Source organism: Streptomyces sp. NPDC048604 (assembly GCF_043199435.1).
Taxonomy (GTDB): Bacteria; Actinomycetota; Actinomycetes; order Streptomycetales; family Streptomycetaceae; genus Streptomyces.
In genome coordinates this window covers 287,746-304,917 of the sequence record NZ_JBICVX010000002.1, presented here as the reverse complement: position 1 = coordinate 304,917, position 17,172 = coordinate 287,746, and the positions used below count along the sequence as shown (strand labels likewise).

Sequence of the window (17,172 nt, the reverse complement as noted above, 5' to 3'; positions counted from 1 at the left end):
TGAGGAGCAGGGTCTAGCCGAACAGGTTGTACGACTTCCAGCCGGTGCCGACCTTGACGCGGTTGGACGTCAGGAACGGCGTCGTGGGCGAGCCGGAGCTCCGGTACGCCCAGAGGTAACCGCTCGAGTCGCGGACCATGAAGTCGGCGTGGCCGTCACCGGTGATGTCGCCGGTGGTGACGTACGCGGTGAAGTTCCAGCCGGAACCGACCTGGACGCGGGCCGAGAAGGGCCAGCCCGGGTTGCCGGTGCCCTTGTAGACCCACAGCCGGGCCGCGCTGTCGCGGGCCAGCAGGTCCGGACGGCCGTCGCCGGTGAAGTCGCCCTTGCCGTAGACCTGGTAGCTGCCCCAGCCGACGCCGATCTTGACCTTGGCGCCGAAGGTGCCGTTGCCGCGGCCCGGCCACAGGTAGAGCGTGCCGGTGGAGTCGGCGGCCGTCAGGTCGGGGTGACCGTCGGCGGTCAGGTCGCCGGCGACCGCGAGGTTGCGGTAGCCGGACCAGCCGGTGCCGACGCGCTTCTCGACGTAGTCGGCGACCGTGGCGTCGTACATGTAGACCCAGAGCTCGCCGTTGGCCTTCCGGTACAGGAAGTCCTGGGCGTCGTCCCGGTTCAGGTCCGTCTGGCGGACCAGGTTGGCGTCGCTCCAGTCGCCCCAGCTCTGCGGGTTGGTGAGCGAGCTGCCGGTGGACTGGTAGCCCATGCCCTCACCGTCCGACTTGCGGGCGAACAGGTCGGCCTTGTCGTCGTACGTCAGGTTCGCGTCGTCGATCCGGTGGTTGATCGGACCGGCGTACGCGGCCGTCTTCGCGAAGACGCTGCGGGCGCCGGTGGCGACGCAGTCCTTCACGCCCCACGACACGACACCCGCGATGCGGCCGCCCACGACGAGCGGACCGCCCGAGTCGCCGTTGCACGGCGAGACGGTGCCGGCGTCCTGGCCGGAGGCCGCGTTGCCCGCGCAGAGCATGGCCCCGGCGGTGTAGTCCGTGCCGTAGTAGTTGCTGCACGTCGCGTCCGAGTTGACCGGGATGGTCGCCTTCTTCAGCGTCGGCGAGATGTCCTCGTTGAGCGAGGTCGTACGGCCCCAGCCGTACACGGTGCCGGGCTGGCCGGCCGTGTAGGTGGCGCCGTACTGGGCCGGCTGCAGCGGCTTGTACGGCAGCGGCGCGCCGAGGGTGAGCACGGCGACGTCGCCCTTGAGGGTGGTGCCCGAGTAGCCCGGGTTCCGCCACTGGCGCCAGACGCCGACGGCCTGGCCCTCGGTGCCGTCGTAGAGCTTGGCGGTGCCGCCGACGACGGTGCCGTTCTGGTTCCAGTTGTAGCCGTCCACGCAGTGGGCGGCCGTCAGGACCTTGGCGGGGGAGACGAGCGTGCCGCCGCAGAAGAAGCCGATGTCGTCCAGCTCGTCGGCGGTGCCGCGGTCGTCGTAGTAGTACAGCTGCACCATCCACGGGGCTTCCGTGATGGTGGCGTCGACGCCGCCGATGATCTTCGGGTCGATCGTCGACGGGGCCGAGGCGGACGGCGCGTCCGTCGTCGGGGTCTTCGAGGCGCCCGACGCGGCGCCCTCCTTCTTCGCCTCGGTCTCCAGGACGGCGTTCGCGCCGTCCACCCGGGCCTTGAGCTCGGCCTTGGAGGCCGGGACGGGCCGCTCGACGCCCGTGCGCCGCGGCTGCTCCTCGGCCTGGGCCGGAACGGCCGTCAGGACCGCGCCGCCCAGCGCGAGTGCGGCAGCGGCCGCGGGAAGGGCCGTGCGGACCCTTCTGTGAGCAGAAGTCACGCAGTTCTCCTATCGATGTGCCGCACACGTCAGGAGAGAAGGTTCGAGTCACCCCACTGCGCCGGACCGCGTCCGGGCATGACGGATCAATGCCTCATGGGCACATCCGGAAATGTGTTCCCCCCCACGTGCGACCGGCCGATCGTACAACGTGAAACCGCCCCCGTCACCGAAGTGACGGGGGCGGTTGCACGTACCGCTGACGAGGCGTCAGTCGTTGCTGCCGCCCGGCGTCGTCTTCTGGATCTGCAGCAGGAACTCGGCGTTCGACTTCGTCTGCTTCATCTTGTCGAGCAGCAGCTCGATGGCCTGCTGCTGGTCGAGCGCGTGCAGCACGCGACGGAGCTTCCAGGTGATGGCGAGCTCGTCACTGCCGAGGAGGATCTCCTCCTTGCGCGTACCCGAGGCGTCGACGTCGACGGCCGGGAAGATGCGCTTGTCGGCGAGCTTCCGGTCGAGCTTGAGCTCCATGTTGCCGGTGCCCTTGAACTCCTCGAAGATCACCTCGTCCATGCGCGAGCCGGTGTCGACCAGCGCGGTGGCCAGGATGGTCAGCGAGCCGCCGTCCTCGATGTTGCGCGCGGCGCCGAAGAAGCGCTTCGGCGGGTACAGCGCGGTCGAGTCGACACCACCGGACAGGATGCGGCCGGAGGCCGGCGCCGCGAGGTTGTACGCGCGGCCCAGACGGGTGATCGAGTCGAGCAGGACGACCACGTCGTGACCCAGCTCCACGAGGCGCTTGGCGCGCTCGATGGCCAGCTCGGCGACCGTGGTGTGGTCCTCGGCCGGGCGGTCGAAGGTCGAGGAGATGACCTCGCCCTTCACCGACCGCTGCATGTCGGTGACCTCTTCCGGACGCTCGTCGACGAGGACGACCATCAGGTGGCACTCGGGGTTGTTGTGGGTGATCGCGTTGGCGATCGCCTGCATGATCATGGTCTTGCCGGTCTTCGGCGGGGCCACGATCAGGCCTCGCTGGCCCTTGCCGATCGGCGACACGAGGTCGATGATCCGCGTGGTCAGCACGCCCGGGTCGCTCTCCAGACGGAGCCGGTCCTGCGGGTAGAGCGGGGTCAGCTTGTTGAACTCGGGGCGGCCGCGGCCGGAGTCCGGCGCCATGCCGTTGACCGAGTCCAGGCGGACCAGCGCGTTGAACTTCTCGCGGCGCTCGCCCTCCTTCGGCTGCCGCACGGCGCCCGTCAGGTGGTCGCCCTTGCGCAGACCGCTCTTGCGGACCTGGGCGAGGGAGACGTAGACGTCGTTCGGGCCGGGCAGGTAGCCGGAGGTCCGGATGAAGGCGTAGTTGTCGAGGATGTCCAGGATGCCCGCGACGGGGATCAGGACGTCGTCCTCGGAGACCTGCGGCTCGCCGGCCGCGAACTCGTCACGGCCACGACGGCCACGACGGTCGCGGTACCGGCCGCGACGGCCCCGACGACCGCCCTCGTCGTCGAAGTCGTCCTGCGGGCCGCCCTGCGGCCCCTGCTGACCGCCCTGACGCTGCTGGCGCTGGCCGCCCTGGCCGCCGCCCTGCTGCTCGTCGCCCTTGCCGCGCTCGCGGCGGTCGCGCTGACGGTCGCGGCGGTCACGACGGCCACGGCCCTCGGCGCCCTCGACGGCCGCCTCGGCCTTGGCCTCGGACTGCGTCTCCGTACGGACCTCGGCCTTGGCCTCGGCCTTCGGCTCGGCGCCCTCGGGGCTGCCGGCCGGCGCGGTGGCGCGGCGACGGCGGCGCTCGCCCGCGGGCTGCTCGTCGGCGGACTCCGCGGCGACGGCGGCCTTGGACGGCTGGCCCGGGATGTCGATCTGCTGCTGAGCGGCCTTCTCGGCGGCCGGCTCGGCGGCGGCCTCGTCGGCCGTACGGGTCTTGGCGGCGGTGCGGCGCTTCGGCTTGGTCTCCGCGGCCTCGGCGGCCTTGGCGGGAGCCTGGCCGCCTCCGGCCTGCGCCTCCTTGATGACCTCGATCAGCTGGCTCTTGCGCATCCGCGCGGTGCCCCTGATGCCGAGGCCGGACGCGACCTGCTGCAGCTCGGCCAGGACCATGCCCTCGAGGCCGGTGCCGGAGCGGCGGCGCCGTGCGGTGGTGCCGGAGGCAGCACCTGCGGCGGGCGCGGCGTTGTCGACAGAGCTGTCGGCAGTCACGCCCATCAGATCGGTGGTGTCGCTCACGAAGGGTCCTTCCCTGGAGCGGACGTCGGCCATCTGGCTCGGCGACCGGTTGTGCTGTCCGGCAGGGTCCTGGCTTGTGGACCGTGTCCGGGGCGGTGGTCCCGCCGGGTAACGGCGGAAAGAGAAACGTGCTGTAGATCCGGCCCGAGTCCCCTGCTCGGCCCTCACCGGGGAAGAGCGAGGGGTGTCGTGCCGGTTCCGGAGCGTGCTCGCAACTGCTCAGGCAGGCTGCTCAGGCAGTTGGGGAGGCTCCCGGAAGAGAGGGTGGTCCCTGATGGGGACACTCCGCACCGCGCCACAAAGACGTCGGGTGCAGACTTGAGGTTAACACTACCGGCTCCAACAAACATTCCCCCTCTCCCTCACCGGCAATCTCGGGTTCCGCAAAAGCGCCGGTCGGAGCGGCCGCCCGAGGGCCGCTCACGACGCGGAGGCGGAAGCTACGGAGCGAGTGGCAGGACGCTCGCTCCCGAGGTGTCGAGGGCGAGCCGGTTCGCCGCCCAGCCCTCCCCCGCGAGTCCTTCGACCTTGTCGGCCGTACCGGCGTCGGCCAGTGCGAGCACCGTGGGTCCGGCGCCGGAGATGACGGCGGGCACGCCGTCGGCGCGCAGCCGGTTCACCAGTGCGATGCTCTCCGGCATGGCGGGCGCGCGGTACTCCTGGTGCAGCCGGTCCTCGGTGGCGGCGAGCAGCAGTTCGGGACGGCGGGTGAGCGCCTCGACGAGGAGGGCGGCACGTCCGGCGTTGGCTGCGGCGTCCACGTGCGGGACGGTGCGCGGAAGCAGGCCGCGGGCGGTCTCGGTCAGTACGGGGTTCCCCGGCACGAAAACCACCGGAACGATGGAACCGGCGGGCTCCATCCTGATCGCCCGCGCGGCGCCGGACTCGGTCCAGGCGAGCGTGAAGCCGCCGAGCAGACAGGCGGCGACGTTGTCGGGGTGTCCCTCGATCTCGGTGGCGAGTTCGAGCAGCGCGGCGTCGTCGAGCCGGGCGTCCCCGCCTATGGTCACGGCGCGGGCGGCGACGATGCCGGCGCAGATGGCGGCGGAGGAGGAGCCGAGGCCGCGGCCGTGCGGGATGCGGTTGGCGCAGACGACCTCGAGGCCGCGGGGCTGCCCGCCGAGCAGGTCGAACGCCGTGCGCAGGGAGCGTACGAGCAGGTGGCTCTCGTCGCGCGGGAGCGTCTCTGCGCCCTCTCCGGCGATGTCGATGTGCAGACCGGAATCGGCGACCCGGACGACGACGTCGTCGTAGAGCCCCAGCGACAGGCCGAGGGCGTCGAAGCCCGGCCCGAGATTGGCGCTGGTGGCGGGGACGCGCACCCGGACGGCGGCGGCGCGGAACGCGGGACCGGCCATCGCTCGATGACTCTCCTTGACTTGCGGCTACGGGGTGTTCAAGAGAAGTACCGTGAAACCCGGGGCCGTGCCGGGTGGGGGCGACGACGGCGAAGACACCGCGCATGAGCAGCGGGGCGGGTTCGGTACAGCCTATCGAAGGAAGGTTCTGTGGCGACATAGGGCGCACAGGAGGCGCACGATGCGTGTCGCGAGCCATCCTGTGCGCCTATGTACGTTCCTGGTCGGGTTTCCTGGGCGGGTTCGGAAACCTGTCAGACACCGGACCAGGAGCGGGATTTGCGCCGCCCAGGGCCCACGGCCCGGCGCAAACCCCGCCGGCGGCTTTACGCCAGTCCGAGACGCTGCGCGGCCGTGGCCGCGTCGACCGGGACGGTGACCGGCTGCGGAGCGCCGGCGACGGCCCAGTCCGGGTCCTTCAGACCGTTGCCGGTGACCGTGCAGACGATCCGCTGGCCCGGGTCGACCTTGCCCTGCTCGGCGGCCTTCAGCAGACCGGCCACGGACGCGGCCGAGGCGGGCTCCACGAAGACGCCCTCCTGGGAGGCCAACAGGCGGTAGGCGCGCAGGATCTCACGGTCCGTCACCTCGTCGATGAGCCCGCCGGACTCGTCGCGCGCGGCGATCGCGTAGTCCCAGGAGGCCGGGTTGCCGATGCGGATCGCGGTGGCGATGGTCGACGGGTCCTTGACGACCTCGCCACGCACCAGCGGCGCCGAGCCGGAGGCCTGGAAGCCCCACATGCGCGGGGTGCGGGCGGCGAGGCCGTCGGCCGCGTACTCCCGGTACCCGCGCCAGTAGGCGGTGATGTTGCCCGCGTTGCCGACCGGCAGGACGTGGATGTCGGGGGCGTCGCCCAGCATGTCCACGATCTCGAACGCGGCGGTCTTCTGGCCCTCGATGCGCACGGGGTTGACGGAATTCACCAGCGCGACCGGGTAGTTGTCGGACAGCGCGCGGGCGAGGTCGAGGCAGTCGTCGAAGTTGCCGTCGACCTGGAGGATCTTCGCGCCGTGCACGAGGGCCTGGCCCATCTTGCCGAGCGCGATCTTGCCCTGCGGCACGAGCACCGCGGACACCATGCCGGCGCGCACCGCGTACGCGGCGGCGGACGCGGAGGTGTTGCCGGTGGAGGCGCAGATGACCGCCTGCGCGCCCTCCTCCTTGGCCTTGGAGATGGCCATGGTCATGCCGCGGTCCTTGAACGAACCGGTGGGGTTGGCGCCCTCGACCTTGAGGTGCACCTCGCAGCCCGTGCGCTCGGAGAGGACCTGCGCGGGAACGAGCGGCGTGCCGCCCTCACGGAGCGTGACGACCGGCGTGGTGTCCGTGACCGGAAGGCGGTCCCGGTACTCCTCGATGATGCCGCGCCACTGGTGGGTGCCCTTGGTGGTCATGGGTCCTTACTCCCCTTCAACACGCATGATGCTGGCGACACCGCGCACGGTGTCGAGCTTGCGCAGCGCCTCCACCGTCCCGGAGAGGGCGGCGTCGGGCGCGCGGTGGGTGACGACGACGAGGGACGCCTCACCGTCCTTGCCCTGCTGGCGCACCGTATCGATGGATACGCCGTGCTCGGCGAAGACCGTCGCGACCTGGGCGAGAACGCCCGGCTTGTCGGCCACGTCGAGGCTGATGTGGTACCGCGTCACGACATCGCCCATGGGGCTCACGGGCAGCTGCGTGTACGCGGACTCGCCGGGGCCCGTCGCCTCGTTGAGACGGTTGCGGCAGACGGCGACGAGGTCGCCGAGTACGGCCGAGGCGGTCGGCGCACCGCCGGCGCCGGGGCCGTAGAACATGAGCCGCCCGGCCGCCTCCGCCTCGACGAAGACGGCGTTGTACGCCTCGCGGACGGACGCCAGCGGGTGGCTGAGCGGGATCATCGCCGGGTGCACGCGCGCGGTGACGGACTCGCCGTCCGCGGCCCGCTCGCAGATCGCGAGCAGCTTGATGGTGCAGCCCATGCGCTTGGCGGAGGCGAAGTCGGCGGCGGTGACCTCGGTCATGCCCTCGCGGTACACGTCGTCGAGCCGGACCCGGGTGTGGAAGGCGATGCCGGCCAGGATGGCGGCCTTGGCGGCCGCGTCGTAGCCCTCGACGTCGGCGGTCGGGTCGGCCTCGGCGTAGCCGAGCGCGGTGGCCTCGTCCAGGGCCTCCTGGTAGCCGGCGCCGGTGGTGTCCATCGCGTCGAGGATGAAGTTGGTGGTCCCGTTGACGATGCCCATCACGCGGTTGATCTTGTCGCCGGCGAGGGACTCGCGCAGCGGCCGGATCAGCGGGATGGCGCCGGCGACGGCGGCCTCGTAGTAGAGGTCCTTGCCGTGCTCGTCGGCGGCCGCGTACAGCCCCGCGCCGTCCTGGGCGAGCAGCGCCTTGTTCGCGGACACGACGGAGGCGCCGTGCTCGAAGGCGGTCTTGATGAGGGTGCGGGCCGGTTCGACCCCGCCGATGACCTCGACGACGACGTCGATGTCGCCCCGTTTCACCAGGGCGGTCGCATCAGTGGTGATGAGCTCCGCGGGGACGCCCGCGCGGACCTTGTCGGGACGGCGCACGGCCACGCCGGCGAGCTCGACCGGAGCGCCGATGCGCGCCGCGAGGTCGTCGGCGTGCGTCGTCATGATGCGCGCCACCTCTGAGCCGACCACACCACAGCCCAGCAGCGCCACCTTCAGCGGACGCGTACGCATCATCCGACCTCGTTTCTCGTACTTCTTCGTATCTCTACGGTGAGGACCAGTCTCACTCACCGGACGGAGCTTTCTGCGCCCCGTCCGGATCCTGAGACATCTATTTCATTACCCGACATCGAGACGCAGGAGATCCTCCTCCGTCTCGCGCCGGACGATCACCCGGGCCTCGCCGTCGCGGACGGCGACGACCGGCGGGCGAAGCGCGTGGTTGTAGTTGTTGGCCATGGAGCGGCAGTACGCCCCGGTCGCGGGCACGGCGAGCAGGTCGCCGGGGGCGACGTCGGCCGGCAGGAAGGCGTCCCGTACGACGATGTCGCCGCTCTCGCAGTGCTTGCCGACGACGCGGGAGAGCATGGGCTCGGCGTCGGAGGTGCGGGAGGCGATCGAGACGGAGTACTCGGCGTCGTACAGCGCGGTGCGGATGTTGTCCGACATGCCGCCGTCGACGGAGACATACGTCCGCAGCCCTTCGAGAGGCTTGACGGTGCCGACCTCGTAGAGGGTGAAGGCGGTGGGCCCGACGATGGCGCGGCCCGGCTCGACGGAGATCCGCGGAGTGGCGAGCCCGGCGGCCTCGCACTCCCTGCTGACGATCTCGTTGAGCGCCTTGGCGATGTGATGGGGCTCGCGCGGGTCGTCGGCGGAGGTGTACGCGATACCGAGACCGCCGCCGAGGTCGATCTCGGGCAGCTCGACGCCGTGCTCGTCGCGGACCTCGGCGAGCAGCTGGACGACGCGGCGCGCGGACACCTCGAAGCCGGCCATGTCGAAGATCTGCGACCCGATGTGGGAGTGGATCCCGATGAGCTCCAGCCCGTCGAGCCGCAGGGCCCGGCGCACCGCCTCGGCGGCCTGGCCGCCGGCGAGGGCGATGCCGAACTTCTGGTCCTCGTGGGCGGTGGCGATGAACTCGTGGGTGTGCGCCTCGACGCCGACGGTCACCCGGATCTGCACGCGCTGCCGCTTGCCGAGGGAGTGGGCGATGTGGGCGACGCGCACGATCTCCTGGAAGGAGTCGAGCACGATCCGACCGACTCCGACGGAGACGGCGCGGTGGATCTCCTCCTCGGACTTGTTGTTGCCGTGGAAGGCGATGCGCTCGGCGGGCATGCCGGCGGAGAGCGCGGTGGCGAGCTCGCCGCCGGAACAGACGTCGAGATTCAGCCCTTCCTCGTGCAGCCACCGGACGACGGCCCGGGAGAGGAACGCCTTGCCGGCGTAGAAGACGTCGGCGTCGCTGCCGAAGGCGTCGACCCAGGCGCGGCACCGGGCCCGGAAGTCGGCCTCGTCGAGGATGTACGCGGGGGTGCCGACCTGCTCGGCGAGCTGGGCGACGCCGATCCCGCCCACGCTGATCTGCCCGTCCTCGTCACGGCGGACGGTGCGGGCCCAGACCTTGGGGTCGAGCTGGTTGAGGTCGGCCGGCGGGCCTGCGTAGTGCCCCTCGGGGAGGACGTCGGCGTGGCGGGGCCCGGCGGGGTGGGCGGAACGGCTCATGGCTGCATCTTTCAGATCTGATCGGGAGCGCTGATGCCGAGCAGGGCGAGGCCACCGGCGAGCACCGTCCCGGCGGCTTCGGCGAGCGCGAGCCGGGACCGGTGGGCGGCCGAGGGTTTCTCGTCGCCGAGGGGCAGGACCGTGTGCTGGAACGCGAGCAGCGCGTCGGCGGTGGCCTCCAGGTGCCGGGCGACCCGATCGGGGGCGCCGAGACGGGCGGCGGAGGCGAGGACGGCGGGGTGGTCGCGGAGCAGGCCGGTCAGCGCGGGAGCGTCGACGGTCTGCAGCGGCTCGCTCGCGAAGCCCAGCTGCCCGGCGTTGCGGAGCAGGGCGCGGGTACGGGTGTACGCGTACCGGACCCGGAAGAGGGGATTGCCCTCGTGCTGGTGGAGCAGCTCGTCGGTGAGCTTGGCATGGTCGTGCGCGGCGGCGGACAGCAGCCCCCAGCGGGCGGCGTCGACGCCGAACCGGCGGTACAGCTCGGCGGCGCCGTCGGGCACGGGCAGGGGCGCGATGGTCGTGGGCAGGTGCGGCCGGGAGTGCTGGGCCTCGATCCGCACCCCGAGCAGGGCCCACTCGTCGTCGGCGGCGTCCTCGCTGGCGGTACGGAGGCGCACGCCCTGGAAGAGCAGGAGCCGCCGGACGGCGTCGGCGGTTACGGCGGCGCGGACGTCGGAGCGGTAGCAGGGCTGGGCGATCTCGCCGGTGTCGGGACGGCGCCCGTAGTCGAGCCCGTCCCGCAGGATGGCCCGTACGAGGTCCTGCTGTACGTCGTGGCGCAAGGTGAAGTTGAGGAACCCGGGCCCGGTGATGTCGACGCGGTCGAGAGCGGGATGCGGCAGCAGCCGCTCGATGAGCACCTCGGCGACGTGGCGTGGCGTCGCGCCGGCGGCACGGGCGAGGCTCAGCGCGACGTTGCTGGCGTAGTCCCCGCACCCGCCGGGCCGGGGCCGCTCGACACGTACGAGCTCGGGCACCTCGACGGACAGCACACCCTCGTCGACCGCACGGCGCACGGCGTGCTGCACGGTGAGGGAGAGGTCCGCGGGGGTCACGGGACAAGCGTATGGGAGGAGGGGGGTGGAAATGCGAACGGGTTTCGCCATGCGGGCAGCGGGCGGGTCGGGACGGCTGCGGGACAGAAACTCATGCGCCGAAGACCGGAGCCGGTGACCTCACGCCGGGGAGTCCCGGTGGCATGCCGGACCCCGGAGCCGGCGACCTCACTGCCGGGGAGTACCGCTCCGCCCGGCCCCGTGTCTGCTGCCGTCGACGGACGGCGGTCCCTCCGGTTCCTGCGACGCCCGGCGCCCGCCGTGGACGAGCCGGCGCACGACGCGCACGAGCTCGGCCGGCTCGAAGGGCTTGGCGAGAAACGCGTCGACGCCGGCAGCGAGCCCGCCCTCGACCTCGTACGGGGTGCAGGCGCTGATGATGGCGACGGGCACCCCACTGGTCTGCGGATCGTCGCGCAGCCGCGCGGCGGTGCGCAGCCCGTCGAGTCGCGGCATGACGACATCGAGAGTGACGACATCAGGACAGACCTGATGCACGACATCCAGACACTCGGCACCATCGGCCGCGGTCACGACCTCGAACCCCTCGAGCTCGAGATTGACCCTGATCAACTGACGGATCACCCGGTTGTCATCGACAACGAGCACTCGCCCGGACACGCCTGACACAACTCGAGAGTAGGCGTCCGGTCACGGCTGCGTCCCGGTTTTCCCCACTTCCGACCCGTGCGGGGGAACGCGCCCCCCGGTCACCCCCCGGAAATACCTGTTCACAGCCACCCCTCGGAGCCTGGTAGGGTTCTACCCGTCGCCGCAAGCAGCGGCAACGCCCCCGTAGCTCAGGGGATAGAGCAACGGCCTCCGGAGCCGTGTGCGCAGGTTCGAATCCTGCCGGGGGCACTTCGCAGGAAGTGCCCAAAGACCCCGCCGTCAGCGTCAGCGCTGAGGACGGGGTCTTGTTGCATGTGCGGGTGTGTGTCGCGGCGAGCGGCGATGTGTCGCGGGCCGTGGACTCTTCGTGGACCTTCCCTCGACGATCCCAGTGGTTGCACGGAGGCATCCGCTCGTCAGGCGGAACTCAACCGAGGGGGCCACTCCTTGTGTCTGAAGACCCCGGCGCCGGCGTCGGTCAGGTGGCGGGGCGTTCGCCGGACGGGTCGGCGATCATGATGCGGATGTGCGAGGGGGCGTACTTGCGGGACTTGGCGACCATCTTCGTCAGGTCGAACTTGTCGCGCTGGACGGCGACCTGGAGCGGGGCCGGCAGGGCCGGGTGCTGGGGGGTGCCGGTGCCCGGGGGTATGGAGGCCCCGGGGCGGTGGCGGGCGCCGATCAGGGCGTGGGGGTTGTTCGGCGGGGTGGCCACGACGAGTTCCGTGATGTCCGTCCAGGGCAGCAGCACCTGGCCGAACCGGACGCCCGACGGGTCGAACTGGAAGGCCGTACGCCGCGTCTCGAACCAGGAGACGATGAAGGGCATCGCCGCGACGATCACGACGCCGCCCTTCATGTCGAGCGCCCAGCCGAGCAGGACGGCGAGGGCGACGACGCCGATGAGGGCGCCCCACAGTCCGGCGAGGTCCTTCGGGGAGAACGGGTGGGTGACCCGGTAGCGCTCCCAGCGTCCACGTCGGCCGGTCGCGGTGGGGACGGTGGTGCGGTTGCGCGGGTCGGTCATGGCGGGAGTTCCCTTCGTACGGGTCGGACTTCGCGGCGCCGCCGCTTCGGGCGGCGGGCGGCCGCGCCCCGTGTCGGGATGCGGGGCATGGCTTCCGGTCGGCGGAGAACCTGGACGACATGGGGTCCGGGCGCGACTGACACACTGTCCCGTGACGCTCTGCAAGGGCGATGAAATCTCGATGATGCGGATGCCACGGACAACGGGGAGCTGGGGACATGTCCGGTGAGGCGCAGGGGCTGCGCATCGACCTGCTCGGCCCGCTGAGGGCCGGCCGCGACGCCGGACCGCTCGACCTCGGTCCCGTACGGCGCCAGGCGCTGCTCGCCGCGCTCGTGCTGCGCGCGGGGACGGTGGTCTCGCACGAGCAACTGCTCGGCGACGTCTGGGGAACCGAGCCGCCGGGGACCGGGCGCCGGGTCCTGCCGAGCTACGTCTACGCGCTGCGCAAGGCGCTGGACCCGGCCGGCGCCGGTCCCGCGCGGTCGGTGATCCGTGGTGAGCGTTCCGGGTACAGCTTCCTCACCGGTACGGCGTGGACGGACGTGGCACACCTCAAGGAGCTCGCTGCCGCCGCCCGGGGCGCGCAGGCATCCGGGGCGCTCGCCGAACTCCTCGAGGTCTGCGATCGGGGACTGGCCCTGTTCCGCGGCGAGCCGCTGTCCGGCCTGCCCGGACCGCTCGCCGGCGCCGAACGGCACCGACTCGCCCAGCAGCGGCGCTCGTTGCACCGCCAGCGGGCGGAGGCCCTGATCGGCCTCGGCCGGTACGCGGACGCCCTGGACGGCCTCGCGGGGGCCGGGCCCCAGCCCGACGACGAGGCGTTCGCCGCGCTGCACATGCGGGCGCTGTACGGCAGCGGACGGCAGGCCGAGGCGCTCGCCGTCTTCCAGCGGACGCGGACCCATCTCGTCGAGGAGCTCGGCGTGGAGCCCGGGGAGGAACTGCAGCGCGTGCACCGGGGCGTACTGCGTCAGGACACCGACCTGCTGCTCGGCCCGGTCCCCGCACCGCCCACGGAGCCGCCCGCCCCCGACGCCCCCCGGCCGCGCGTCGACCTCCCCGGCGACACCGCCGGGCTCGTCGGCCGCGAGCGGGAACTCGCCCTGCTCACCTCCCGGGTGCCCACCGACGCCGTGTCGGTGGTGACCGTGGACGGCACGGCCGGCGTCGGCAAGACCGCGCTGGTGGTACGGGCGGCCTGGCGGCTTCACGAGCGGTACCCGGACGGCTGCCTGTTCATCGATCTGCACGCGCACGCGGCCGCCCACGAGCGCGTCGGCCCGCAGCGGGCCCTGTACCGGCTGCTGCGCGCGCTCACCTGCTCCGACGACGACCTGCCCGACGAACTCGACGAGCTGGTCGCCGCCTGGCGCGCGGCCACCAGCGCGCTGCGGCTGCTCGTCGTCGTCGACGACGCGCCCGGCACGGCGGAGGTCCGCCCCCTGCTGCCCGCCGGTCCGGGCAGCACGCTCATCGTGGCGAGCCGCCGGCACCTGCCGGGCCTCGACGCCGACGTACGGCTCACCGTGGAGCCCCTCGGGACGGACTCCGCGGTCGGCCTGCTGCGGCAGCTCCTCGGCCCCGCGCGGGCGGACCGCGAACCCGAGGCCGCGCGCGAACTCGCCCGGCGCTGCGGCGGACTGCCGCTGGCGCTGCGGATCGCCGGCGCCCGGCTGCAGCACCGCGCTTCCTGGACGACGGCCCATCTGGTGGGCCGGATGTCGCACGACGAGAGCAGTCTGCGCGAACTGAGCGCCGGGGACCGCAGTGTGGAGGCCGCCTTCCGCCAGTCGTACGACCAGCTCGCCCCCGAACTGCAGCGCTGTTTCCGGGCGACGGGCCTGTCCCCGACGGTCGAGTTCGACGGGCTCACGCCGGCCGCGATGCTCGGCTGCTCCCGCGGCCACGCCGAGCACCTCCTGGAGCAGCTCGTCGACGCGAGCCTGCTGCGGCAGCCGAAGCCCGGCCGCTACCGGCTCCACGATCTCGTACGGGTCCACGCCGGCCAGCTCGCGGCGGCCCTGCCCGAGCAGGCCGCCGCGGACCGCGCCGCCGTCCTCCACCTGTACACGGCCGCGGGCCGGATCGCCGCCGAGTGGGGACCGGACGGTTTCCCGACCGGCCCCGACGTCACCGATGCGCCGTTCGCCGACTGGAGCGACGCCGAGGCGTGGCTGAACGCCGCGGGAGCCGGTCTGGTCGACGTCGTGGCGTACGCCGCCGCCGCGGGCATGCACGACCACGCCTGCTGGATCGCCGAGGGCCTGTCCGACCACCTGCTCCGGCAGGGCCGCCACCACGAATGCCGTGCCGCCCTGGAGCTGGCGCTCGGCTGCGCGGACACGGCCGACGACCGGCGGATGGCGCCCTCGCTCCGCAACTACCTGGGCATGGCCGCCGTCCATCAGGGGCGGTTCCAGCAGGCGTACGCCTGGTTCACCGACGCGCTGCGGCTCGCGGACCGCCAGGGCGACGCGCGGGACCGGGCCCGGGCGATCGCCGGCCTCGGCGTCGCCGAGTGGCCCCTGGGCCGCACCGACGAGGCCGTCGGCCGGCTCCAGGAGGCGACACGGCTGGCGGCGCGGCTCGGCGACGACTGGCTGGGCATGGTGTCGGCCAGCAACCTGGGCGCGCTGCACGGTCTGCACGGGCGGCACGAACAGGCGCTCGGGCACTACGCCGACGCGCTCGCGTACGCCGAGAAGACCGGACGGCCCGGCGTGATCGGCAAGGCCCTGTGCTTCGCGGCCGACGCCCAGGTGGCCCTCGGCCGTCCCGAGGAGGCCACGGAACTCCTGCACCGGGCGGCCGAACTGGCCCGGGAGGCCGACGACCTCACACTGCTCATACTCAGCCTGTCCTCGCTCGGCCTCGCGGAGGACAGCCGCGGCGATGCCGCACGGTCCCTCTCCTTCCACCAGGAGTCGGTGTCCCTGCTCACCGGACGCACCAGCACCTGGCTGCAGATGCTGGTACGCACGCGGCTCGGCGCCGCGTACGCCGCGGCGGGCCGCCGCACCGAGGCCCACCAGGAGTACCGCACCGCCCTCTCCCTGCCCGGCGCCGAGGACCACCCGCGCGAACACGCGGCGGCGCTGCTGGGGTTGCGGGACTGAAGGACTCAGCCGGGCGCACCGGTACGGTGATCGTCGGCGAGGCCGACGACGGGGAGGAGCGCGGCACGATGGCAGAGACTTCGGTGTCCTGGCAGGCGGCACGGAAGGCCGAGCGGCTGTGGATCGAAGGGGTCACGCTGCTGCGCCAGGAGCGGACCGCGGAGGCCGCCGGGCGGTTCCAGCAGGCCGTGGAGTTGGACCCGACCGCCGCCGACGCGTGGCTGGGACTGCATGCCACCGGGCAGCGAGAGGCGGAGGCGCTGGCGGCGATGCAGTGGCACCATCGCTCGTTCGGAGCGCTGCGCACCAGGAACACGATGATGCTCCAGTCCCACTTCGGCATCGGCGACTACGTCAACTTCCGCCTGGAGAGCGCGCGGGATCTGTGGCTCGCGGGCCTGGCCGCGCTGCTCGACGAAGGCCGCGTGGAGGAGGCTGGGCCGCCGCTCATGACCGCGCAACTCGACTGCGACGAGACGCGGTTCCTCTGCGCGCGGTACGCGTTTCTGAAGGGGGACTGGCCGCTCGTCCTCCAGTACGCGCGGAACATCACCGCGAGCTTCCTCCACGAGGAGGCGCAGCTGTATGTCGCGACCGCACTCAACGAGCAGGAGGTCTTCCACGAGGCCCTCAGCACGCTCGCTCCGCTCCCCCACCACATCGACAAGGGCGGACACTTCGACGCGGAGGTGGCCTACGAGCGCGGAGCGGCGTGCGAGGGGCTGGGGCGGGACGAGGAGGCGCTGCGGCAGTACCAGTACGCCTTCCGCTGCAACCCCCACCACGCGGATGTCGCGGAGCGGGCGCAGGCGCGGGTGTCCACGCCGCCCGCCGCGCCGCCGACATCGGCTCCCGCTCCTGCTCCGGCTCCTGCTCCCGCGGGCGTCCCGCCACGGCCGGCGCAGCCGCCGCAGCCCGCCGCCCCACCGGCCGACGCCGCCGACACCACCGCGTCGGACGGCCGGGAGGCGCTGCTCGCCGAGGCCATGGGCATGCTCGACGGGATGGTCGGCCTCGACGCCGTGAAGCGGCAACTGCGCACGATGATCGCCCAGTTACGCATGGCCGCGGTCCGGGGAGCGCAGGGACTGCCCTCGACCGCCGGCCCCCAGCACTTCGTCTTCGCGGGCCCGCCCGGCACCGGCAAGACGACCGTCGCCCGCATCATCGGCAAGGTCTTCGCGGGGCTCGGCCTGCTGGAGGGCGGACAGGTCGTCGAGACGCAGCGGGTCGACCTCGTCGGCCAGCACCTCGGCGAGACGGCCCTCAAGACCAGCCGGGTCATCGACTCCGCCCTCGACGGCGTGCTGTTCATCGACGAGGCGTACGGGCTGTACAACACCGGCTACAACGGCGGCGACGCCTTCGGGAAGGAAGCACTGCAGGTGCTCCTCAAGCGCGCCGAGGACGACCGGGACCGGCTCGTCGTGATCCTGGCCGGATACCCGGACGAGATGTCCGACCTACTGGCGACGAACCCCGGCCTCGCGTCCCGCTTCACCACGCGGGTGGACTTCCCCTCGTACTCCCCGGCGGAGCTGCACGAGATCGCCCGCAGGATTCTGGACAAGCAGGGCGACACGCTGGACGAGGACGCCGCCACCGCGCTCGCCGCCTGCTTCCGCCGAGCGGCCGAGGAGGACCTGGTGGGGCGGCTCGGCAACGGGCGGTTCGCCCGCGAGCTGTGCCGCAAGGCGGCCGCGCTGCGCGATCTGCGGGTGTTCGAGGTCCACGGCGGCTCCGGCACCCCGAGCCGCGAAGAGCTCACCGCGGTCCGCGTCGCGGACCTCACGCCGGCCTTCGAGGAGTTGCGTGCGGGTGTCGCCGACGACTGACGGTCGAGAGCCGGCGGTGGC

The 17,172-nt window shown here is 72.4% G+C and carries 11 protein-coding genes and 1 tRNA gene; 3 read left to right on the top strand and 9 right to left on the bottom strand.

Going from position 1 to position 17,172, the window contains the following annotated elements:
* Nucleotides 1-13 precede the first annotated feature (13 nt).
* From ACGFMM_RS05240 to ACGFMM_RS05205, 8 genes are all read right to left on the bottom strand, one after another.
* The gene (locus ACGFMM_RS05240) at nt 14-1,783 is read right to left on the bottom strand and encodes a trypsin-like serine protease (RefSeq protein ID WP_393643290.1); all 1,770 of its coding nucleotides are present in this window, start codon (nt 1,781-1,783) and stop codon (nt 14-16) included.
* Nucleotides 1,784-1,993: 210 nt separating this feature from the next.
* Nucleotides 1,994-3,952 carry a transcription termination factor Rho gene (rho, locus tag ACGFMM_RS05235; protein WP_393643288.1) on the bottom strand — a complete coding sequence of 653 codons (1,959 nt, stop codon included), beginning with the start codon at nt 3,950-3,952 and terminating at the stop codon, nt 1,994-1,996.
* Between the two features lie 440 nt (nt 3,953-4,392).
* Nucleotides 4,393-5,310, bottom strand: a complete 918-nt coding sequence (thrB, locus tag ACGFMM_RS05230) for a homoserine kinase (RefSeq protein WP_393643286.1) — start codon at nt 5,308-5,310, stop codon at nt 4,393-4,395.
* Nucleotides 5,311-5,636: 326 nt separating this feature from the next.
* On the bottom strand, nt 5,637-6,707 hold the full coding sequence (gene thrC / locus ACGFMM_RS05225) for a threonine synthase (RefSeq protein ID WP_393643284.1): 1,071 nt from the start codon (nt 6,705-6,707) through the stop codon (nt 5,637-5,639).
* A 6-nt stretch (nt 6,708-6,713) separates the two neighbouring features.
* On the bottom strand, nt 6,714-8,006 hold the full coding sequence (locus ACGFMM_RS05220; protein ID WP_393643282.1) for a homoserine dehydrogenase: 1,293 nt from the start codon (nt 8,004-8,006) through the stop codon (nt 6,714-6,716).
* A gap of 105 nt (nt 8,007-8,111) precedes the next feature.
* Nucleotides 8,112-9,503: a diaminopimelate decarboxylase gene (gene lysA / locus ACGFMM_RS05215; protein WP_393643281.1), complete on the bottom strand. Its 1,392-nt coding sequence runs from the start codon at nt 9,501-9,503 to the stop codon at nt 8,112-8,114.
* An 11-nt stretch (nt 9,504-9,514) separates the two neighbouring features.
* Nucleotides 9,515-10,558: an ArgS-related anticodon-binding protein NrtL gene (gene nrtL, locus ACGFMM_RS05210; RefSeq protein WP_393643279.1), complete on the bottom strand. Its 1,044-nt coding sequence runs from the start codon at nt 10,556-10,558 to the stop codon at nt 9,515-9,517.
* A 168-nt stretch (nt 10,559-10,726) separates the two neighbouring features.
* Nucleotides 10,727-11,179: a response regulator gene (locus tag ACGFMM_RS05205; protein WP_393643758.1), complete on the bottom strand. Its 453-nt coding sequence runs from the start codon at nt 11,177-11,179 to the stop codon at nt 10,727-10,729.
* A 168-nt stretch (nt 11,180-11,347) separates the two neighbouring features.
* Here ACGFMM_RS05205 and ACGFMM_RS05200 point away from each other — a divergent pair.
* A tRNA-Arg gene (locus tag ACGFMM_RS05200) sits at nt 11,348-11,419 on the top strand.
* A gap of 229 nt (nt 11,420-11,648) precedes the next feature.
* Here ACGFMM_RS05200 and ACGFMM_RS05195 read toward each other — a convergent pair.
* Nucleotides 11,649-12,197 (bottom strand): hypothetical protein, encoded by a 549-nt coding sequence (locus ACGFMM_RS05195; RefSeq protein WP_393643277.1) that lies wholly within the window; start codon nt 12,195-12,197, stop codon nt 11,649-11,651.
* A gap of 218 nt (nt 12,198-12,415) precedes the next feature.
* On the opposite strand from ACGFMM_RS05195, the gene ACGFMM_RS05190 reads away from it, so the two are divergent.
* Together ACGFMM_RS05190 and ACGFMM_RS05185 are read left to right on the top strand one after the other, a co-directional pair.
* On the top strand, nt 12,416-15,316 hold the full coding sequence (locus ACGFMM_RS05190) for a BTAD domain-containing putative transcriptional regulator (protein WP_393643275.1): 2,901 nt from the start codon (nt 12,416-12,418) through the stop codon (nt 15,314-15,316).
* Between the two features lie 68 nt (nt 15,317-15,384).
* Nucleotides 15,385-17,151 carry an AAA family ATPase gene (locus tag ACGFMM_RS05185; RefSeq protein WP_393643273.1) on the top strand — a complete coding sequence of 589 codons (1,767 nt, stop codon included), beginning with the start codon at nt 15,385-15,387 and terminating at the stop codon, nt 17,149-17,151.
* Nucleotides 17,152-17,172: the final 21 nt, after the last annotated feature.